General features: G+C 60.3%; 21 protein-coding genes. 8 read left to right on the top strand and 13 right to left on the bottom strand.

The genetic code is table 11. The features are described from left to right. Positions 1-3: 3 nt before the first annotated feature. The 7 genes from GbCGDNIH6_RS11105 (at position 4) to GbCGDNIH6_RS11075 (ending at position 4238) form a co-directional block, all read left to right on the top strand. Positions 4-411, top strand: coding sequence for a hypothetical protein (locus GbCGDNIH6_RS11105; protein WP_072563977.1), 408 nt, complete (start codon positions 4-6; stop codon positions 409-411). Beyond that, complete coding sequence (hisH, locus tag GbCGDNIH6_RS11100; RefSeq protein WP_025319902.1) at positions 408-1067, top strand: imidazole glycerol phosphate synthase subunit HisH; 660 nt, start codon at positions 408-410, stop codon at positions 1065-1067. The genes GbCGDNIH6_RS11105 and hisH overlap by 4 nt, the downstream gene beginning before the upstream one ends. Beyond that, entirely contained in the window at positions 1064-1645 is a 582-nt protein-coding gene (locus tag GbCGDNIH6_RS11095) for a GNAT family N-acetyltransferase (RefSeq protein ID WP_072563975.1), read from the top strand. Before hisH ends, GbCGDNIH6_RS11095 begins: the two co-directional genes overlap by 4 nt. Positions 1646-1662: 17 nt before the next feature. Then, a complete protein-coding gene (gene hisA, locus GbCGDNIH6_RS11090) occupies positions 1663-2391 on the top strand; it encodes a 1-(5-phosphoribosyl)-5-[(5-phosphoribosylamino)methylideneamino]imidazole-4-carboxamide isomerase (protein ID WP_072563973.1) in 729 nt (242 codons plus the stop codon). Positions 2392-2531: 140 nt separating this feature from the next. Beyond that, positions 2532-3308 carry an imidazole glycerol phosphate synthase subunit HisF gene (gene hisF / locus GbCGDNIH6_RS11085; RefSeq protein WP_072563971.1) on the top strand — a complete coding sequence of 259 codons (777 nt, stop codon included), beginning with the start codon at positions 2532-2534 and terminating at the stop codon, positions 3306-3308. Between the two features lie 6 nt (positions 3309-3314). Next, entirely contained in the window at positions 3315-3797 is a 483-nt protein-coding gene (locus GbCGDNIH6_RS11080; RefSeq protein WP_198355763.1) for a phosphoribosyl-ATP diphosphatase, read from the top strand. A 54-nt stretch (positions 3798-3851) separates the two neighbouring features. Then, positions 3852-4238 (top strand): histidine triad nucleotide-binding protein, encoded by a 387-nt coding sequence (locus GbCGDNIH6_RS11075; protein WP_025287520.1) that lies wholly within the window; start codon positions 3852-3854, stop codon positions 4236-4238. A 20-nt stretch (positions 4239-4258) separates the two neighbouring features. On the opposite strand, the gene uvrC is transcribed toward GbCGDNIH6_RS11075, so the two are convergent. The 4 genes from uvrC to GbCGDNIH6_RS11055 form a co-directional block, all read right to left on the bottom strand. Beyond that, positions 4259-6187 (bottom strand): excinuclease ABC subunit UvrC, encoded by a 1929-nt coding sequence (gene uvrC, locus GbCGDNIH6_RS11070; RefSeq protein ID WP_081370115.1) that lies wholly within the window; start codon positions 6185-6187, stop codon positions 4259-4261. Positions 6188-6585: 398 nt separating this feature from the next. After that, positions 6586-7365 carry an SDR family oxidoreductase gene (locus GbCGDNIH6_RS11065; RefSeq protein WP_072563967.1) on the bottom strand — a complete coding sequence of 260 codons (780 nt, stop codon included), beginning with the start codon at positions 7363-7365 and terminating at the stop codon, positions 6586-6588. Positions 7366-7489: 124 nt separating this feature from the next. Beyond that, positions 7490-9691 carry an excinuclease ABC subunit UvrB gene (gene uvrB, locus GbCGDNIH6_RS11060; RefSeq protein WP_072564564.1) on the bottom strand — a complete coding sequence of 734 codons (2202 nt, stop codon included), beginning with the start codon at positions 9689-9691 and terminating at the stop codon, positions 7490-7492. Positions 9692-9751: 60 nt separating this feature from the next. Continuing rightward, a complete protein-coding gene (locus GbCGDNIH6_RS11055) occupies positions 9752-10420 on the bottom strand; it encodes a phosphatase PAP2 family protein (RefSeq protein WP_072563965.1) in 669 nt (222 codons plus the stop codon). A 90-nt stretch (positions 10421-10510) separates the two neighbouring features. Here GbCGDNIH6_RS11055 and GbCGDNIH6_RS11050 point away from each other — a divergent pair, with 90 nt between their 5' ends. After that, positions 10511-11500: an alpha/beta hydrolase gene (locus GbCGDNIH6_RS11050; protein ID WP_072563962.1), complete on the top strand. Its 990-nt coding sequence runs from the start codon at positions 10511-10513 to the stop codon at positions 11498-11500. Here the strand turns inward: GbCGDNIH6_RS11050 and GbCGDNIH6_RS11045 are convergent. The 9 genes from GbCGDNIH6_RS11045 to rpsF all read right to left on the bottom strand — a co-directional run bounded on the left by GbCGDNIH6_RS11045 (position 11486) and on the right by rpsF (position 20498). Next, on the bottom strand, positions 11486-13201 hold the full coding sequence (locus tag GbCGDNIH6_RS11045) for a methyltransferase domain-containing protein (RefSeq protein WP_072563960.1): 1716 nt from the start codon (positions 13199-13201) through the stop codon (positions 11486-11488). The genes GbCGDNIH6_RS11050 and GbCGDNIH6_RS11045 overlap by 15 nt on opposite strands. Before the next feature lie 5 nt (positions 13202-13206). Next, positions 13207-14526, bottom strand: coding sequence for a UDP-glucose dehydrogenase family protein (locus tag GbCGDNIH6_RS11040; protein WP_198355762.1), 1320 nt, complete (start codon positions 14524-14526; stop codon positions 13207-13209). Between the two features lie 213 nt (positions 14527-14739). Beyond that, positions 14740-15519: an ABC transporter ATP-binding protein gene (locus tag GbCGDNIH6_RS11035; RefSeq protein ID WP_072563958.1), complete on the bottom strand. Its 780-nt coding sequence runs from the start codon at positions 15517-15519 to the stop codon at positions 14740-14742. After that, a complete protein-coding gene (locus tag GbCGDNIH6_RS11030; RefSeq protein ID WP_072563955.1) occupies positions 15516-16295 on the bottom strand; it encodes an MlaE family ABC transporter permease in 780 nt (259 codons plus the stop codon). The genes GbCGDNIH6_RS11035 and GbCGDNIH6_RS11030 overlap by 4 nt, the downstream gene beginning before the upstream one ends. Continuing rightward, the gene (gene alr, locus GbCGDNIH6_RS11025; protein WP_232449819.1) at positions 16292-17497 is read right to left on the bottom strand and encodes an alanine racemase; all 1206 of its coding nucleotides are present in this window, start codon (positions 17495-17497) and stop codon (positions 16292-16294) included. Before alr ends, GbCGDNIH6_RS11030 begins: the two co-directional genes overlap by 4 nt. Continuing rightward, positions 17481-19004 (bottom strand): replicative DNA helicase, encoded by a 1524-nt coding sequence (locus tag GbCGDNIH6_RS11020; RefSeq protein WP_072563953.1) that lies wholly within the window; start codon positions 19002-19004, stop codon positions 17481-17483. Before GbCGDNIH6_RS11020 ends, alr begins: the two co-directional genes overlap by 17 nt. A 161-nt stretch (positions 19005-19165) precedes the next feature. Further along, entirely contained in the window at positions 19166-19741 is a 576-nt protein-coding gene (gene rplI / locus GbCGDNIH6_RS11015; RefSeq protein WP_072563951.1) for a 50S ribosomal protein L9, read from the bottom strand. Positions 19742-19751: 10 nt separating this feature from the next. Then, complete coding sequence (rpsR, locus tag GbCGDNIH6_RS11010; protein ID WP_011632915.1) at positions 19752-20027, bottom strand: 30S ribosomal protein S18; 276 nt, start codon at positions 20025-20027, stop codon at positions 19752-19754. 6 nt (positions 20028-20033) lie between these two features. Then, positions 20034-20498 (bottom strand): 30S ribosomal protein S6, encoded by a 465-nt coding sequence (gene rpsF / locus GbCGDNIH6_RS11005; protein ID WP_072563949.1) that lies wholly within the window; start codon positions 20496-20498, stop codon positions 20034-20036. Between the last annotated feature and the right edge of the window lie 255 nt (positions 20499-20753).

Genomic DNA, 20753 nt, shown 5'->3' with positions numbered 1-20753 from the left:
GCCATGACGATCTGGACCGTTCATTTTCCTGATCCGGCGACAAAGGGCAACGCATTGCCACGCGTGATTCCGGAGCAGTTCAGCATTCCGGCGACCCTGCTTGGGCCGCTCTGGCTGGGGATGCGGCAGGCGGTGCTGCCGGCGATGATCCTTCTGGCAGGCTGGATGCTGCTGGTCGCTTTTCTGCCTCCGCTTTGGCAGGGACCGGTCTTTGCCGGGCTGATGGTGGCGCAGGGGCTGTTCGCGCAGGATCTGCGGCGCTGGTCGTTGACGCTGTCAGGATACAGGCTGGCAGGTGTCCTGGTAGCAGCCGATGCTGATACCGCACTCAGTATGGCGCTGGCCCGGATGCACCGGATGAAAGAAAAACAGCAGGCCGCTCATCCGACCCTGCGGGAGCAGACGATATGAAAGTGGTGGTGATCGATTCCGGTACCGGCAATCTGGCCTCTGCCCGTCGCGGGCTGGAGATCGCGGCCGGGCGCGCCGGGCTGGATGCAAAGGTCATTGCCTCCGCCGATCCGCTGGATGTCCGTACTGCTGACCGGATCGTACTGCCGGGACAGGGTGCTTTCGCCGATTGCGCACGCGGCATTGCCGCAATCGAGGGTATGCGTGGCGCGATCGAGGAAGGCGTTGCAGCGGGCAAGCCTTTTCTGGGCATCTGTGTCGGCATGCAGCTGATGGCCGAACGCGGTCTGGAGCACGAAGGCGCGCCGGGCTTCGGGTGGATCAAGGGCGAGATCGCGCCGATAAGTTGCCCCGGTCTGCGTCTGCCGCAGATGGGCTGGAACGGATTGGATTTTACGTCTACCGGCTGTGTGCATCCGCTGCTGAATGGATTGCAGGCGGATGATCATGCCTATTTCGTGCATGGATATGCATTGCGTGATGGAGATCAGGCACAGATCCTCGCCACCACGGAGTATGGCGGTCCTGTGGTGGCGATGGTTGCCTCCGGCAACCGGGCCGGAACCCAGTTTCATGTGGAAAAAAGTCAGGAAGTCGGTTTGCGTATCCTGCAGAATTTCATGGTCTGGACTCCTGATGGAGTAAGCGGTTCATGACAGGCTCTCAACTGCCGCATGATGGTCATGGCACGCAGCCTGCGCAGGATGTCGAGCGCGTCGAGACGCTGAGCGATGACGATATGGCCAGCCTGTGTGAAGCCGCGCATGCCGCCATTCTGGACGGTGGCGGCTCCGGCTGGATCACACCGCCGGGGCATCAGGCTCTGGAGCGATATTTTCGTGGCGTTCTGCTGGTGCCGGAGCGGGAATTGTTCATTGCCCGTCAGAATGGGGCGGTGGTTGGTGCCGCCCAGTTCATCCGTCCAGCGAAGAACGAGGAAGCCAGAGCGTTCGGAGCGATGCTGGCGCATAGTTTCGTGGCTCCCTTCGCCCGTGGTTTCGGTCTGGCCCGCATGTTGACGGAACGGGTCGAGGATTGCGCGCGTGCGCTGGGATTTCAGGTGCTGAATCTCGATCTGCGGGAAGATCAGGAAGCGGCGAAAAAGCTTTACGAATCCATGGGCTATATTTGCTGGGGCACCCACCCGGTCTATGCACGTGCGCGGGGGAAGACCCTGCGCGGATATTACTATTACAAGCTGTTGCAGGCTGACAGCCGCATCATGACGGCGTGACACGGACCTTACAGAACATGCGTTTCACACTTTACCCTGCCATTGACCTGAAAGATGGCCAATGCGTCCGCCTTCGCCGTGGCGAGATGGAGGACGCAACCATCTATGGCAACGATCCTGCCGCTCGTGCCCGGCAATGGCAGGATGCAGGGTTTGTCTGGCTGCATGTGGTCGATTTGAACGGCGCCTTTGCCGGCCGCTCGGAAAATGCCGAGGCGATTACCGCCATTCTCGGCGCTGTTTCCGTCCCTGTTCAGTTGGGTGGCGGCATTCGTGACATGGCGGCCGTGGAGCGGTGGATAGAGGCGGGTATTTCCCGTGTCATTCTGGGCAGTGCTGCCGTCAAAACGCCGCAGCTGGTCAAGGATGCCTGCCGTGCTTTCCCAGGGCGGATCGCGGTAGGGATTGATGCGCGTGACGGGTTTGTTGCCACCGAAGGCTGGGCTGAAACATCATCGGTGGCGGCTGTTGAACTGGCTGCCCGATTTGAAGATGCGGGTGTGGCCGCGATCATCTACACCGATATTGGCCGCGATGGCATGCTGACGGGTCCGAATGTCGAACAGACGCTTGCTTTGGCCCGTGCCACGACGATCCCGGTGATTGCCAGTGGTGGCGTCGGTGATCTGTCGCATATTGTTGATGTTTACGACGCCGGAACAATTACAGGCGTTATACTTGGGCGTGCTTTATACGATGGTCGCATAGACCCGGCAGCAGCTTTGCAGGCCGTTTCTTTGCCTTAACAAACCCCGGTGTGAAAACGGCGCACGAAGTTCTTGCATTTCCACGGCTTTTAGCTGCAAAACCCCCGCCACTTTTAGTGGCTGGCGCAGACCAGTCCTGATCCTTAAATTGTGCCGGTCGCCGGTGAACGGATTGCGCCGTGTTGAAGCTTCGTGTGATTCCCTGTCTGGACGTCAAGGACGGGCGTGTCGTCAAAGGCGTGAATTTCGTATCCCTGCGCGATGCGGGTGATCCCGTCGAGCAGGCAGCCCTGTATGATGCGGCCGGTGCGGATGAGTTGACCTTTCTTGATATTACGGCCAGCTCGGACAATCGTGATACTATTCTCGATGTGGTTGCCCGCACGGCCGAGCGGGTCTTTCTGCCGCTCACAGTTGGGGGTGGGGTCCGCACCGTAGGTGATATGCGGCGCCTGCTGCTGGCGGGGGCTGATAAATGCAGCATGAATTCAGCCGCTGTGGCGCGTCCTGAGTTGATCAGGGAAGGGGCTGAAAAATTCGGCAGCCAGGCCATCGTGGTGGCCGTTGACGTCAAGAAAACGTCATCGGGCTGGGAAGTGTTTACTCATGGTGGCCGTACAGGGACCGGGCTTGATGCCATAGAATGGTGCCGTCAGGTGGCGTCTCTGGGTGCCGGGGAGATCCTGCTGACGAGCATGGATCGGGATGGAACGGGGCAGGGATTCGACACTGAATTGTTACGTCGGGTCTGTGCGGCTGTGCGGGTGCCGGTGGTCGCTTCGGGTGGCATCGGCACATTGCAGCATTTTGTCGAGGGTGCAGAAGCGGGGGCGACAGGGTTGCTCGCTGCATCCGTTTTTCATTTTGGCACGTTCACAATCGAGCAGGTCAAAAATGCGTTGCATGCAGCGGGACAACCCGTTCGTTTCACCCGGCCTGCCATGCAGGCTGCCTGAGGGATCATGATGGTCAAAGCCGTTAAGAAAAAAACAGTCACGAAGACGAACAAGAAAACGTCTGCTCCTTCCGCCGTAAAGATCAAATCCAGAAGAGTTTCGCCTCTGGCTGATATTGATCCTGATAATGCGGTGCAGGTACTGAACCGGCTTTGGGAAGTGGTCATGCAGCGCCGGGATGCTGATCCTGCGGTCAGCCATTCCGCACGCCTGCTGTCCCGCGGTATCGGCAAGGTTGCACAGAAATTCGGCGAGGAAGCCGTCGAATGTCTGATTGAGGCGGTGAGCGGCGACAAGGAAGCCCTGATCGGTGAAAGCGCCGATGTGCTGTATCATCTTCTGGTCCTATGGGTCGCGGTCGGGGTCGAGCCTGCCGAGGTATGGCGGGAACTGACCAAGCGCGAAGGCATCAGTGGCATTGCTGAAAAAGCATCCCGTGCCAAAATATTGCCGCGCAACGCAGGGTTGAAGACTACCAAAATTCCCTGATCATACCGATCTCGTCATCAGACAGAGATTTGGAAACAGAAAAGGCACAAGCCAATGCCGGTCAGCGCCATCGGGGATTACGACCCCGACAATATCTTCGCTCTTATCCTGCGCGGCGAGATTCCCTGTCGCAAGGTGATGGAGAATGATCATGCGCTGGCCTTTCTGGACATCAATCCGCAGGCCCCTACCCATGTGCTGATCATTCCCAAAAAACCTTATATTTCTTTTGCGGATTTTACGGAGCGCGCCTCCGCGGAGGAAGTCGGAACGTTCTTCCTGACGGTTGGCAAGCTGGCGCGTGACATGGGGCTGGAAGTGCCGGGATACAGGCTGCTGGCCAATAGTGGCCAGGATGCCGGGCAGGAAGTGCCGCATTTCCATGTGCATCTGTTTGCCGGGCGTCCGCTTGGCCCGATGCTGGTGAAAACCGAGGACTGAAAGATGCTGAAGGCGCGGGCTTATTCTGCGCGCGCGCCTGGATGGAAATGGGCGTAGATGCGCCTTGCGATTTCTTTCGAGATGCCCGGGGTGGCTTCCAGTGCCGCGAGCCCGGCCTGTTTGACACCGCGTGCCGAGCCGAAATGATTAAGCAGGGCGCGTTTGCGGGCGGCTCCGATGCCGTCAATATCGTCCAGTTCACTACGGACCAGTGTTTTTGACCGCCCCGCCCGATGGGTGGTGATAGCGAAGCGATGCGCTTCGTCACGCAGACGCTGGAGGTAATAAAGCACCGGATCACGGGGTGGCAGCTGGAACGGTGCCTGGCCTTCTGTATGAAACCATTCGCGGCCTGCATCGCGATCAGGACCTTTGGCAATGGCAACCAGTTTCACATCGGTGACACCGATCTCGTCCAGGATTCCGCGCACGGCTGATAATTGACCGGCCCCGCCATCGATCAGTACCAGATCGGGCCAGTTGGCTCCCCCTTCCGGTCCTTCGGCACGTTCCTTCAGGCCACGGCTGAAACGACGCTCCAGCATTTCGCGCATCATGGCGAAATCGTCGCCGGGTGTGATCGGGCCACGGATGGAAAATTTGCGGTAGGCCGATTTATTCCAACCCTCCGGCCCCGCCACCACCATGACACCGTACGGGTTGGTCCCCATGATATGGCTGTTATCGTAAATCTCGATCCGGTCCGGGCGGGTGGGCAGATCGAACAGCTCCGCCACGCCGTCCAGCAGCCGGTTCTGGCCAGCACTTTCCGCCAGTTTGCGTTCCAGTGCCTCCCGAGCATTGGTCTCCGCATGGGCGACCACGGCGCGTTTTTCTCCGCGTACCGGCACATGCAGCTCCACCCGGCGCCCTGCTTTCAGGCTGAGGGCTTCCGAGACCAGCTCTTCCTCCGCGATGGCATGATTGAGCAACAGTAAAGGGGGCGGGGGCTTGTCGTCATAGAACTGGGCGATAAAGGCTCCCAATACATCCTGTGCTGTCTCGACACTGGTATGGGCAGGATAGAAGGCACGGTTGCCGTTATTATGGCCGCCACGGATGAAGAAAACCTGCACACAGCTTTGTCCCGCATCCTGCCAGACGGCGATGACATCCGCATTGCCGATGGAGGCCGGATTGACCACGGCGGTGCCCTGCACATGGGTCAGGCCACGGATACGGTCGCGGATGGCGGCGGCGCGCTCAAATTCCAGTGCTTCGGCGGCTTCTTCCATCTGGCGGGCGAGATCGCGTTGAATGTCCGTGCCACGTCCGGACAGGAAGGCCCGTGCCTGATCGACCAGTTCGGCATAATCCTCCTGACTGATACGGTCCACGCAGGGGGCAGAGCAGCGGCGGATCTGGAACAGCAGACAAGGGCGGGAGCGGTTGGCGAACACGCTGTCCGAGCAGGAGCGCAGCAGGAAAATACGCTGCATGGCGGTCACGGTCTGGTTGACTGCCCAGGCCGAGGCAAACGGCCCCCAGTAGCTGGCGGCTTTTCTTGTCTGTGCGCCGCGATGTTTCATGATCTGAGGAAAAGCATGATCCTCGGTCAGCATCAGCCATGGATAGGATTTGTCATCCCGCAGCACGATGTTGAAGCGCGGCTTGAGCCGCTTGATCAGATTGGCTTCCAGCAGCAGGGCTTCGGCTTCGGTGTGGGTGGTGACGATCTCCATGGAAACCGTCTCGCTGACCATGCGACGCAGCCGCTCGGGAAGACGGTGGATCTGGGTGTAGCTGGCCACGCGTTTTTTCAGGCTACGCGCCTTGCCGACATACAGGGCTTCGCCTTGTCCATCGAGCATCCGGTAGACGCCCGGCCTGTCCGGCAACAGTTTCAGCATTGCCTCAATGACAGTCACCCCTTTGCCTGAGGGTGCCTCGACAATTGGCAGGGAAGGATTTTGACCTTCTTTCGGCGGGCTGGCGGGAGCATCAGGCATAGTCATGGATTAGGGGTTACCCCGCACTTCCTCAAGGGTTGGGCGCCCGGATCTCGGCGCGGGAAGTGGATAAGAGACAGGATAAAATTCATCCACCAAAGCTGTGGATAACATTGTGGAAGAAGCTGCGCACATTTGTGCCAAACCCGCAGTACACAAGGGTTACACGCCGATTGCACAGATTCGAAGCAACAGTATAAGTCGTTGAAATATATTGTTTTATTCTTTGTGAAGGATGGTGGTGCCGTCATCATACTGAAAAATATGATTCTCTTGCGCCGCAGGTGGACAAGTCCGGCCGTAACCCGCTTTGAGAAGAGAGTGTCAAGCACAAGAATCTGTGAGTCTGCCAATTTTATGGCTTGACCGGTTTTCAGGTCGTGGCCCCTAAAAGGGCCTTATTCAACCAGAGTCGTACTACCAGCCCCTTGCAGATGCTGCCCGCCATCCAGTGCCAACATCTGGCCGGTCACGGAGGGCAGGGAGAGCAAAAACAGCGCGGCCCGGGCGATTTCCTCTGGATTTGTGCCATGGCCGAGCGGGACACTGCTGCATTGTTCCGCGAACTGGCCCGGGGTCTGCCGTTTGCTGGGGGCTGCCGGACCGGGCCCGATGGCATTCACACGGATGCGGGGAGCCAGAGCCAGAGCCAGCGTGCGGGTCAGGGTCCACAGACCGCTCTTCGCGACTGTATAGGAAATAAAACCCGGTCCCGGCGCCCACACGCGCTGGTCGATCATATTGATTACAGCCCCCTGTGCCGTTGTGGGCAGCAGATGGGCAAAGGACTGTGCCAGTACCAGCGGCGCGCGGAGATTGGTTTCCATATGTCGGTCCCAACTGTCGCGGGTCGCGTCATGCCAGGCATCGAATTCGAAAATGGCGGCGTTGTTGATCAGTACGCCGATCGGCCCCAGCGCATCAGTTGCGTCCTGCATCAGCCGCCGGGTATCCTGTTCGCGCCCGAGATCGGCTTGCAGGGAGACGGCATTCCGTCCGCTCTGATGAAGGGTGGTGACGACCTCCTTGGCCTCTGTGCGGCTGGTTCCGTAATGTACGGCGACTGAAAACCCGGCCTCTCCCAGCGCCAGAGCAATGGCGCGCCCGATCCTGCGTCCGGCCCCGGTGACGAGCGCGGTGCGCGGCATGGCTTCAGACAGGGGCAGTGAATGCAGCATGCGACGATGGTTCCATGATGAGATGATCCTGTGAGGCCGACATACAGTCAGTGCAAGCATGCCATGACCGGAGGCGGCCGGCTTCTGCCACACGGTTCGATGTCGTATGCCAGCAGTCTGGGTCTTATCCCCTCCGGCGCCGACCTCTGACCTTGGAGGGATCATAACCTCCGCCGCCGGGGCCGAGCGGTTGCGGCGTGCGGTCCTTGCGGGCGCGTCCGCCATCTTTCTGCGCACCAGCCCGCATGGAGGAAGCAGGGGCCGGTACGGGGGGCAGGCCCATTTCCAGCGCTTCCAGACGGCGTATTTCGTCGCGCAGGCGTCCGGCTTCCTCGAACTCGAGATCGGCGGCCGCGGCGCGCATCCGGCGCTCCAGCTCGGTGATGGAGGCGTGGAGATCCTTGCCCACGAACTCGGCGGCCGAGGTGGCGGAGGTTGGCGCGACGGTGACGTAATCCTGTTCGAATACGCTTTCCAGCATTTTGCCGATTTGCTTGCGTACCGTGGTTGGCGTGATGCCGTGGGCTTCGTTCCACGCTTTCTGCCGCTCCCGACGACGGGCGGTTTCCTCCACCGCGAAGGTCAGCGAGCGCGTCATGGTATCCGCATACAGGATCACGCGCCCCTCCACATTCCGTGCGGCGCGGCCGATGGTTTGGATCAGTGAGGTCTGGCTACGCAGGAACCCTTCCTTATCCGCATCCAGAATGGCGACCAGTGAGCATTCCGGAATATCCAGCCCCTCTCGCAGCAGGTTGATGCCGATCAGCACATCGAAGACGCCGACGCGCAGATCGCGGATGATCTCGATCCGTTCCAGCGTGTCCACGTCGGAGTGGAGGTAGCGAACCTTCACCCCGTGCTCGGTGAGGTATTCAGTCAGATCTTCCGCCATGCGCTTCGTCAGGGTGGTGACCAGTACGCGATTTCCTTTGGCAGTGACGAGACGTATTTCCGCCAGCAGATCATCCACCTGATGTTCCACCGGGCGGATCTCCGTGATCGGATCGATCAACCCGGTCGGGCGGATCACCTGTTCGGCAAACACACCGCCGGTCTGTTCCATCTCCCAAGGGCCGGGTGTTGCGCTGACAAACACGGTTTCCGGTCGGAAGCGCTCCCATTCATCGAATTTCAGCGGTCTGTTATCGATGCAGGAGGGCAGGCGGAAACCGAACTCCGACAGGATGGATTTCCGGGCATGGTCGCCCCGCTCCATACCGCCGATCTGCGGCACGGTGACATGGCTTTCATCGACGATCAGAATGGCGTTGTCCGGCAGATATTCAAACAGGGTCGGCGGCGGGTCTCCCGGTGCGCGGCCGGAAAGATAGCGGGAGTAATTCTCGATTCCTTTGCAGGAGCCGGTGGTCTCCATCATCTCGATATCGAAGGTCACGCGCTGGCGGAGGCGCTCGGCCTCCAGCACCTTACCTTCGGCATCGAATTCGGCCAGCCGCTGTTGCAGCTCCTGCTTGATTTCCTTGATCGCCTGACTGAGCGTGGGGCGAGGTGTGACATAGTGGCTGTTGGCGTAAACGACAGCCTCTTCCAGTTTTGCGGTCACATTGCCGGTCAGGGGATCGAATTCGCTGATGGCATCGATCTCGTCACCGAACAGGCTGATGCGCCAGGCCCGGTCCTCATGGCTGGCGGGGAAGATGTCGACCGTCTCTCCGCGCATTCTGAACGTGCCGCGCTGGAAGGCGGCGTCGTTGCGTCGATATTGAAGATCGACCAGCGCCCGGGCCAGCGCATCACGGTCGATCTGGCCGCCCACCTGCAACCGTACCACCATCTTCGCGTAGGTCTCGACCGAACCGATACCGTAAATGCAGGAAACGGAGGCAACGATGATGACATCGTTCCGCTCCAGCAGGGCCTGGGTGGCGGCATGACGCATCCGATCGATCTGTTCGTTGATCTGGGCGTCTTTTTCAATATAGGTGTCCGTGCGCGGAACGTAGGCTTCCGGCTGATAGTAGTCGTAATAGCTGACGAAATATTCGACCGCGTTATTGGGAAAGAACGACTTCATCTCCCCGTAGAGCTGGGCTGCCAGAGTTTTGTTTGGCGCCAAAATTAGGGCCGGGCGCTGCATTTCCTCGATCACCTTGGCCATGGTGAAGGTTTTGCCTGAGCCGGTGACGCCCAGCAGCACCTGATTGCGTTCCCCTTGCCGGAGTCCGTTGACCAGCTCCCTGATCGCGCTTGGCTGATCACCATCGGGTTTGTAGTCAGAGACGACTTCCAGCGCCCTTGTGAGGGGTTTCGCGGGCTGTTTTTGCGGCATGAACAGCATGGGATGGGCGGCGATCTGGGACATGACGGGAAGATGGGCGGCCACACGCCCCGCTGCAAGCAAAACTGCCGGTCCTGATCTCTCTCAGGACTGTTCAGAAGGGCGTATGACGGCGGACAGGCCTACTCCGCAGGTGATGCCGGTGAGCATTCCGGCCATCACGTCACTGATGAAGTGGAAATCCGCTCCCAGTAACCCGATGGCGACACAGGCGATTGGCAGCAGCCACAGCCTGCGCAGTTCCGGCAGCCGGTCGCGCAGTGCAGCCATGGGGGCGGTGATCATCGTCGTATGGCCGGAGGGGAAAGAGGCCCAGCCCCGTCCGCCATGCAGCGGGAAAAAGCCGAATATACCGTTGCCAATCCAGGATGGGTTGTTGTCGATCCATGTTTCCGGCCATGGACGACCGAACAGGTATTTTAGCTCATCCTTCACAGGCACTGCCACCAGCGCGGCCAGAGAGGCTGCGATCAGCGCCCATCCCAGCCTGCCGGGCCGCCAGCGTCCGGACGCTGCTGCCAGGACCGCCAAAAACAGATAGAGTGCGCCGAGCGGTGCCGCTATTTCGGCCGGGCGCGTCATCCAGACGAAAACGGGTTTCCACGATGGCAGGGCGGCGTGAGCCCAGCTCGACCAGCCCCGATCGAGAAAGGCAATGGCCAGTACGGTCGTGATTGCCGCCAGCCCCATCAGGGGCCACCAGACAGGGCGGGATGAGCTTGTATCATCACTGCTATGACCGAGACTGCTCATGCGGGGCTTTCATAAAGCTGGCTTTTCAGGCGCGGATTGGATAGCGGAAGCGTCTTTGCTTCGAAACAGGCGAGAGAGACAAAACAAGCCGTGTCCAGTCTCCGTCTTCGTATCCTTCTGCCGATCCTGCGCTGGACGGTGAAACGCCGTCTGTCCCGCGTGCAAGATGTACGTGAACTGCGTCGTGATTTTGCGCTGACCATTCGCCGTCTGCCGGGTGACATGCAGATCAGCATGAAAGAACTGGGTGGCGTGCAGACGGAGCATCTGTGCACCCATCACTCTACCGCAGGGGTGGTGAAGGCTCTGCCGACCACCCTGTTGTATTTGCATGGGGGCGCTTATCTGGGCTGCTCTCCGGCCACACACCGCCCGATCACCTCGTTTTTCGCCCGGGCCGGGTTTGAAGTCTATGCGCCTGCCTATCGTTTGGCTCCGGAAAATCCGTTTCCCGCTGCGGTCGAGGATGCGCTGGCAGTGTATCGGGCATTGTTGGACTCTGGCATTCCGCCAGCCTGTCTTGTCATTGCTGGAGATTCGGCGGGGGGCGGTTTGGCGCTGTCCCTGATGCTGGCGGCGAAACAGGCCGGGCTGCCATTGCCGGTGGCGGCTGCGCTGTTTTCTCCCTGGACAGATCTGGCGGCAACCGGAGCGTCCCTGCGCTATAACGCTCATCGGGATGTGATGCTGGATGGAAATGTATCCCGTGCGGCGACACTCTATCTTCAGGGTGCCGACCCTTACCATCCGCTGGCCTCGCCGCTTTATGGCGCGCTTGACGGGCTTCCCCCGCTGCTGATCGAGGTCGGGGCGGACGAAGTTCTGCTGGACGATGCTTGCAGACTTACGGAGCGTGTACGGAACAGCGGTGGCACCGTCGATCTGCGCATCTGGCCCAAAGTGCCGCATGCGTTCCAGATTTTCGCGACTTTTCTGCCGGAAAGCCGGGACTCGCTGCGTCGGACTTCCCGCTTCCTGCACCGCATGGCAGGCGACGGGGACCGGCAGGCGCTCCAAACCACCTTTCCCCCTATAGCGGAGGACGAAGCGATGCTGGGGAAGGCGTTATCCTTCCCGTAAGGCGGGCATACGCTCCAGCAGGGCGGCGTGAAGCGCATCCTTGCGTGCCCACAGGCTGCGATACCATGCGGTGCGCGCAGCCATCTGATAGGCCAGCATCCGTTCGGCGGCGACATAGCTCCGCGCCGCGGTGGCGATCTGCAGAACCGCATCAGGATTATTGACCAGGGCCACAAGCTTTTCCTGAAGCTCGGCCCCTGTGCGGAACAGAATGCCGGTCTTGCCGTCCTGAATGCTGTTCTCATACGCAACCGGGCTGGCCACAGCGCAGACGCGATGAGAGGCAGCCTCAATGAATTTCAGGTCGCTTTTGGCACGGTTAAAGGGCGTGTCCTGCAAAGGCATGAAGGACAGCTCGCAGTCTGACAGTTTCTGATGATAGGCCGCATAGTCCAGCGTGTCGGAGAAGGATTTGTGCGGCGTATCCAGTGCATCGAAAAATCCACGGTCCCGTACGACTTCGAAATGCAGCCGCTCTCCACAGAGCCGCGCCGCCGTGTTGAGGGCATCGATATAAGGGGGCCAGTCGTTTTCACGATTGATCCCCGCGAACAGCATTCTCATCTGCGGGCGTTTCGCATGATTGTGCGGTACCGGCAGGGCGCGGATGCCATTAGGGAATATGGCGACTTCCGGATTGTCTTTGCGGAATACATCGGCCAGCCCCATGGTGGTGGTCTGGACCGCGTGCACACCACGGAAATTCCACATATCCGGGCGCTGAAGAACAGGAATGTAATCCGGATGATCGTCGAATTCCGTAACGATCAGAAATCCCTGTCGCAGGATTCCCCGCAGCACGGACAGCCCTTCCTCTCCGGCGAGAGCAGGGCGATGGAAAATCCAGATTTTCGGCAAAGACGGATCGGGGGGAGGCAGTTCGCCACCCTTGACGATCGCCGCCCGGACGCCCGGCTCGGCAGCCAGAGCACGCATAGGCTCGATCACCCTGACGTCGCTGACCCCACCGACCGGTGCCAGGATGGTGGAATAGACCTGAACAGGGGCAGGCCCCCCGGCACGGGCACGCCAGACATATTGCATTGGCAGGGCGCGCCGCGCATAGGCGTCCGGATCGACCTGCATCGTCTGAAGCACTGGTTTCAGGGCATTGATGACCTGTCGCCCCTGCTCGGCCTCGAAAATACGTGGCAGGCAGTCAATGGGCTGCAACCCTGCAGCGCGGATGCAGCGCTCCATCATGGCCTGTGAGAAAAAGCGCAGATGCGTGCGGTCCAGCAGGCCGGTATCGCTGTAGTCGAACGTCCCGGTCAGAAGGCGCGCGGTGATGCTCCAATGCTCGACATTGGGCATGCAGATGATGACGACACCCCCCGGAGCCAGCAATGTCTCCACATGATTTTTCAGGAGCGTCCAGGGATCCTGAAGATGCTCCAGCACATCGCCATAGATCAGGCAGTCAACGCGCCCGAGCAGCTCGTCAGGAAAAATGGCGGTTTCCACATCGCTGTTGATGACCGTCTCCAGCCGGGATGAGGCGAGGCGGGCAGCCTGTTGATTGGTCTCTATTCCGAAGACACGGGCGGCTGGATTGATCTGTTTGTAGGCAGCCCCCAGCGCCCCACTGCCGCAGCCCACATCAAGCACAATGCGGGCTGATAACGGAATCCGGTCCAGAATGTCAGGGTTGGGAATATCGGGATATTTCCATTCCTCATCTACAGCCGCCGCAGTGGTCACGCGTTTTAATGCCTTTTCTCTGGGCGCCCGATGGAGGAATAGGAGAAGCCGGCCTCTCGCATCGCGGCAGGGTCGAAGACATTACGCAGATCAACAACCACTCGTCCATTCATCTGCGCAAGCAGCATTTCCGGAGAAAGGGCACGGAATTCGTTCCATTCGGTGATGATCACCAGAGCATCTGCACCGGAGAGCGCCTCAATGGCACTGTCTACATAAGTGATGGTATCCGGCAGCAGGGGACGGGCCTGCTTCATCCCTTCCGGATCATAGGCGATGATCGAGGCGCCCGCCTGATGCAGCAGGCTCAGGATCGGGATGGAGGGACTGTCTCGCATATCGTCGGTTGCGGGTTTGAATGTCAGGCCCAGTACGCCGATTCGTTTGCCGCGCACGCTGCCTCCGCAGGCGGTGATAATGCGCTCAGCCATCTGTTCCTTGCGGGTATTGTTGATATCGACCACCGTCTCGATCAGCCTTGTCGGTGCGCCCGCATCATGGGCGATCCGTACCAGAGCCAGCGTATCCTTCGGGAAGCAAGATCCGCCAAAGCCCGGACCGGGATGCAGAAATTTGCTGCCGATCCGGCCGTCCAGCCCCATGCCTTTCGCAACATCATGCACATCCGCACCGGTTGCCTCACAGAGATTGGCAATCTCATTGATGAAGGTCACCTTCATCGCCAGAAACGCATTGGCGGCGTATTTGGTGAGTTCTGCGGTTTCCAGCCCGGTATGCAGGATCGGGGTCTCGATCAGGTTCAGCGGGCGATAGAGACGGCTCAGAACTTCTTTCGCGCGGGGGGTGGAACTGCCAACCACCACGCGATCCGGGCGCATGAAGTCGCCGATCGCGTTCCCCTCGCGCAGGAATTCGGGGTTGGACGCAACGTCGATCTCCAGATCGGGACGTATTTCCCGCACCAGCGCCTCCAGCCTGCGGCCAGTGCCAACTGGAACGGTCGATTTGGTCACAAGGACACAGTGGGTGGTCAGGGCTTCTGCAACCTGTTCGGCAGCAGTGAAAACATAGGTCAGATCAGCATGGCCATCGCCGCGACGGGTCGGCGTACCAACAGCGATGAACACCGCCTCCACATCCTTGACGGCAGCCGTCAGATCATTGCCGAAAGACAGGCGGCCTGCGGCGACATTGTCTGCAACCAGCTTGTCCAGTCCCGGTTCGTAGATCGGCATCCGACCGTCATGCAAAGCCGCCAGCTTGGCCGGATCGGATTCCACGACCGCGACCTCAACCCCGAACTCGGCAAAACAGGCCGCGGAGACCAGCCCGACATATCCGCCTCCGATCATGGCAATGCGCATTGGTCCAGTGATCTCCTCTTCATCAAGATGATGGGTCGTTGAGGTGGGGGGGAAGTAAATGATGATCTCTCATCATTCATATCATCTGAGTATCGAAATAAAATAGATACTGAAAAACTCTTTTTTAAAAATCAGAGGAGATGAAACAGAACAAAATAAATATTTTTTACAGAAAAATAAGGCATGTTTTTCAACTTCTGACTGCATTATTTCCTAATGACGCAGCTGCATCTGGATCGGGCCTTCGCGTCGGCCATGGGTGAACTGATCGACATAGGGGTTGTCGCTGTCCATCAGCCTGTTGGCCTTGCCGGTCCAGACGATGCGGCCCTGAAACAGCATGGCCGCTTCGTGGCCGATCCGTCTTGCGCTGGCCATATCGTGGGTGATGGCAATGGCCGTGCTGCCACCTGACTGGCCGGCGGTGACGCATTCAACGATCAGCCCGTCGATCACCGCACCCATGATGGGATCAAGGCCGGTCGTCGGTTCATCAAAAAACAGGATATCCGGCTGCATGGCGATGGCACGGGCCAGAGCAACCCGTTTCTGCATGCCGCCGGACAATTCAGCCGGAGACATGCGCCCGATCTCTGCGCTGAGTCCTACTTTGGCCAGGTATCGGGTTGCGATCTCCTTCGCCTCTGAGCGGGAGATACGGTGACGAGCGAGCAAACCGAAGGTCACGTTTTCCCAGACCGGCAGGCTGTCGAACAATGCGCCGTTCTGGAACAGCATACCGATCCGTTGCCGCTGCGCGGCCCGTTCATCGGCAGGCATAGTGAGAATGTCGCGTCCGTCGAACTCGATTTTTCCCTCATCCGGCTCGATCAGGCCTAGAATGCATTTCAGCAGCACTGATTTGCCGGAGCCGGAGCCGCCGATCACGACCATGGAGGTACCGGCTGGAACATCCAGATCGATGCCATCAAGAATCCGGCGCTCGCCGAACGTCTTGCGCAGCCCGGTGATGCGGATGGAGGGTGCGCTCATCGTGAGAAAAACAATTCGGTCAGGACGTAATCGAATGCCAGGATCAGAACGGAGGCGGTCACCACGGCGGATGTCGTGGCCGAGCCGACCCCCTGAGCACCACCACGGCTGTTATAGCCATGGTAGCAGCCCTGAAGGGCAATCAGAAATCCGAATACGGCAGCTTTCGTCAGGCCGGACATGACATCATCCATGTGAATGGAGGCGATGGTATTGGCCAGATAGGTATGCGAATTGAAACCCAGCTTGATTGAGGCCACCAGCCATCCGCCCATCACGCCCAGAATATCGGCAATGATGACCAGCAACGGCAGGGCGATGGTGCCTGCCAGCAGTCTCGGCGCGACCAGATATTTCATCGGATGAGTGGACAAGGTGCTCAGCGCGTCGATCTGGTCGGTCACGCGCATCGTGCCCAGCTCCGCCGCCATGGCTGCGCCGACGCGCCCGGCGACCATCAGCCCGGCCAGCACCGGTCCCAGTTCCCGTGTGACGGAGAGCGAGACAAGAGATGCAATGGCGCTTTCGGCCGAGAAACGGGCAAAGCCGGTATAGGATTGCAGCGCCAGCACCATCCCGGTGAAAATGGCGGTCAGTGCCACGACGGGCAGGCTGAAATAGCCGATTTCCACCAATGCCCGTAAAAACATACGCCCGTAAAAAGGCGGTCGCAGCAGATGCGATAGAGCGGTGAGACCGAACACGCCCATCCGGCCCGTGCTGGCACAGGCCGAGAAAAAGCCCCTGCCCAGCCATGCAAGCGGGCTGAGGATCATGGGGTCAAAGGCCGGTAAATTCGCTCGTAGCGCCGCCCGAGGGAGGTCAGCACCTCATACCCGTTCGTGCTGGCGCGTGCGGCGACTTCATCGGGGGATACTTCCGGGCCGATAAGCTCCAGCCAGGAGCCTACCGTGATGCGGGGATCGTCAGTGACGTCGTAGGTCGTCAGGTCCATGGAGACACGGCCTACCAGTGGAATGCGTGTTCCGTCAAAAGCGGCTTCTGCCCGGCTGCTCAGGGCACGCTGGAAGCCATCCGCATATCCGACTGAACACACCGCGATCCGGGAGGGGCGCTGGGCGACCCAGATACCATTATAACCCACGATCTCCCCAGCTTCGACCGGTCTGATCTGAAGCACTCTTGCAGAGAGCCGCAACACGGGGCGCATCGGGTTCGGGCGGCCGGGAAGCGGGTTGATGCCGTACAGCGCGGCACCGGGCCGGGCGATGTCGCTGGCAAAATCTGGCCCCAGAAAAATACCGGAGGAATTGGCGATGCTGCGCGGGGCAGGCGGCAGGCGGCTGCACGCGGCAGCAAAACGCTGGCGCTGAAGCGTATTGCTGTCATGGTCGGGAATTTCCGCGCTGATCAGATGGGTCATGATGGCCCGTAACGTAATGCCATCCAGCAGCTCGGGCCGTTCGGCAAGCCGGTCACGTTCCTGCGGGTCCAGCCCCAGCCGGTTGATGCCGGTATCAACATGCAGGAAGGCGGGCAGGGCCTGTTCGCGGCGGCCTGCCTCCTGCCGCCATGCCTCAATTTCAGCGAGGGAGCCAAGCGCCGGGATCAGCCCCTGATCCGCATAAACAGCTTCCCATCCGGGCCACAGACCATTCAGCACGATCAATGTGGCGGATGGGATCAGCGGACGAAGCGTCAGGGCTTCCTGCGGATGGGCCACGAAAATGTGAGTGCATCCCTCCTGCACCAGACGTTGAGCAATGACGTCGGCCCCCAGTCCGTACCCGTCCGCCTTGACCACGGCCCCGGTGATGCGATTCGTACCATGGGTCGTATGCAGAAAGCGCCAGTTGGAGGCAATGGCCTCCAGATCGATCTCCAGCCGTGCAACACCCGGCCCGTTCTGGTGCGCCTTATCCTGAGAGGAAGGTAAAATATCAACCGGACCAGAGGATGTCCCCGCTCCTGTCAGGGGCATTTCGTAAGGCCCGGTATCGTCAGATGTCCTCGCCATGGACGACATCGAGATCGCCGAAGCGAGTAAACTCAGCCTCGAAGAACAGATCGATTTTTCCGGTCGGCCCATGACGCTGCTTCGCGATGTAGAGTTCGGCCTTATTGTGTGCGGACTCCATATCCTGTGTCCATTTCTCCATGGCCGAGTGGAATTTGTCATCATTCTCGAAGGCGATATCCTTCGGCATGCGCTGTTGCAGGTAATATTCGTCGCGATACACGAACATCACGCAGTCGGCGTCCTGCTCGATCGATCCCGATTCGCGCAAATCGGAAAGCTGGGGGCGCTTGTCTTCCCGGCTTTCAACGGCGCGGGAAAGCTGGGACAGGGCGATGACCGGCACGGCCAGTTCCTTGGCGATGGCCTTCAGCCCCTGCGTGATCTGGCTGATTTCCAGCACGCGGCTTTCGGGGCGTGTGCCGGCGGCGGGGCGCATCAGCTGAAGATAGTCGACCACGATCAGCGCCAGCCCCTTGGTCCGTTTCAACCGGCGGCAGCGTGTGCGCAGGGCGGAGAGCGTGATGGCCGGAGTATCGTCAATATAGAGCGGCATAACCGCCAGTTCCCGGCTGACTTCCACGAAGCGGTCAAAATCGCGCTGCCCGATATCGCCACGCCTGATGCGATCGCCGGAGATGCGGGCCTCTTCGGAGAGGAGACGGGTGGCAAGCTGCTCCGCACTCATTTCGAGGGAGAAAATAGCCACTGTGCCGGACGGCACCGCATTGGGGTCTTTCTCCCGGGCTTCGAGCAGCAGGGAGCGGGCTGCGCCGAAGGCGATTTTCGTTGCCAGCGCGGTTTTTCCCATACCGGGACGACCAGCGAGGATCAGCAGGTCAGAGGGGTGCAGACCGCCGCTGCGCTTGTCCAGATCACGCAGGCCAGTAGACAGGCCGGACACACCGCCCGGTGTTCTGAAGGACCGTTCAGCCCCGGCAATGGCGGCGGTCAGTGCGACTTCAAAGCTGACGAATCCGCCTTCACTGCCGCCACGCTCGGCCAGATCGAACAGGGTCTGCTCGGCGGTTTCCAGCTGTTCACGTGCAGACAGAGCCTGTGCGGCATCGTCAGCCGCCCCGAAAGCACGGTTCACCACGTGCTCGCCAAGGTCGATCAGCTGGCGGCGCAGCCAGGCATCATGGATGGCGCGGCCGTATTCCCCGGCATTAATGATGCCGACCATGGCACTCATCAGCTTGCCCAGATAGGCGCTGCCGCCGACCGGATCCAGCAGGCCGGAATGCTCGTATTCCGCCTTCAGCGTGATGGCATCCGCCAACTGTCCGGTTTCGATCCGGCGGGCGATAGAGTGATACAGACGGCCATGAATCGGGTCGGCAAAATGCTCGGGCGCCAGAAATTCGCTGACCCGTTCATAGGCTTTGTTGTTGGTCAGCAAGGCACCCAGCAGCGCCTGTTCCGCCTGATGGTTGGAGGGCGGCAGCCGTTGCGACAGGCCGAGCAGCGCGGGTTCGGACGGGGATGTGGTCACCAGAGTATTCATCACCGGCGATCATAAGACAGGCTGGCGCGCCCGTCGCTGTGGAAGAATGCTAATAACGGGGATAACTTGGATAGGACTGGTTATCTCTTTGAAACGAAACAGAAAAAAGGCGCGGACCGAAACCGGTGCCGCGCCTTCATTCATGGTCTCGGGATCACCGCTTAGGCGGAGATCTCGACCTCTTCTTCGTCCGCAACCTCAATCAGGGCGGCTTCCGCGGCAGCGGCGGCTTCCTCGGCGGCAAGGCCGACAGCCTCGCCACGTGCCTGACGTTCGGCTTCCTCGACACTGCGGGCGACGTTGACCGTCACCGGCAGCACGACTTCCGGATGCAGCACGACGCGCACATCGGTCAGGCCCAGCATCTTGATCGGCTGATCAAGCTGGATCTGCTGACGGTTCACGCTCAGGCCGGATTCCGTGACGGCAACCGCGATGTCGCGGCTGCTGACGGAGCCATACAGGCCGCCGGATTCGCCCGCCTGACGGATGATGACGACCGACAGGCCGCTCACGCGTTCGGCGATGCGCTCGGCTTCTTCGCGGCGCTTCAGGTTCTGGGCTTCCAGCTGGGCGCGCTGCTGTTCGAAGCGCTCCATATTCGCCTTGGTCGCGCGGATGGCGCGGCCGCCAGGCAGCAGGAAGTTACGGGCATAGCCGGGTTTCACGCGGACCAGATCACCCATCTGGCCCAGCTTTTCGACCCGCTGCAGCAGGATCAGTTCAACAGCAGCCATGGGTCCCTCCTCAGGTCAGGATATAGGGCAGAAGGGCGAGGAAGCGGGCGCGCTTGATAGCCTGCGCCAGTTCACGCTGCTTCTTGGCCGAAACGGCGGTGATGCGGCTCGGCACGATCTTGCCGCGCTCGGACAGGAAGCGGCTCAGCAGGCGCACGTCCTTGTAATCGATCTTCGGCGCGTTCGGGCCGCTGAACGGGCAGGACTTGCGGCGACGATAGAAGGGGCGACGCGCACCGACCGCAGCGCGGCGGGTGGCGGGGTTCACATCCTGGGTATCGGACATATCAGCTTACTCCTGATCCAGACCGCGGTCGTCATCGTCGCTGCCGGGGCGGGCGCGGAATTCCTCGCGGTCGTCATAGCCACGCTTGCGACCCGACTCGAAACGGCCGGGCGGCTTCGGGCCGCGGAAACCGCGTTCGCGGTCATCGGACTTGCGGGACAGGATCACGGACGGAACGTCGTCGATTTCCTCGACGCGGATGGTCATGAAGCGCAGAACGTCTTCGTTCAGGCGCAGCTGACGCTCGACTTCCGTGATCGTGGCGGGCTTCGCGTCCAGGCCCAGCAGCATGTAATGGCCCTTCCGGTTTTTCTTGATCCGGTAGGCCAGTGTGCGCAGACCCCAGTATTCACGCTTCTTGATCGCGCCGCCTTCGGCCTCGATCAGGGACGCAACGTGGTCGGCAACGCTTTCGACCTGTTGCTGGGTCACATCGTTACGTGCAATCAGCACGCTCTCGTAAAGCGGCATTTCATTCCCCCTCTGGCTGTTCGGCCCCGACCGGTATGGTCCATGCAGGGGAGCCCCGGAAAACCGGACCCTCCATGTGGGCATAGCCGGGACGATGCCGTCGCCCCGGCAGGGAAGGGCGGGGTAACATCACGAAACCCGTTTCGTTTCAAGGAAAAACCGCGCAGCGGAGGCAGGATCGCAGCACATGGCAGTCTGTCCGCCATCTGTCTGGCTCCGATCCGGGGCAAGCTGGTCGGGCTTGGAGTGCCCGGC

The sequence above is a fragment of the Granulibacter bethesdensis genome (genome assembly GCF_001889525.1).
GTDB lineage: Bacteria > Pseudomonadota > Alphaproteobacteria > Acetobacterales > Acetobacteraceae > Granulibacter > Granulibacter bethesdensis_C.
This window is presented reverse-complemented; position numbering and strand designations above follow the sequence as displayed.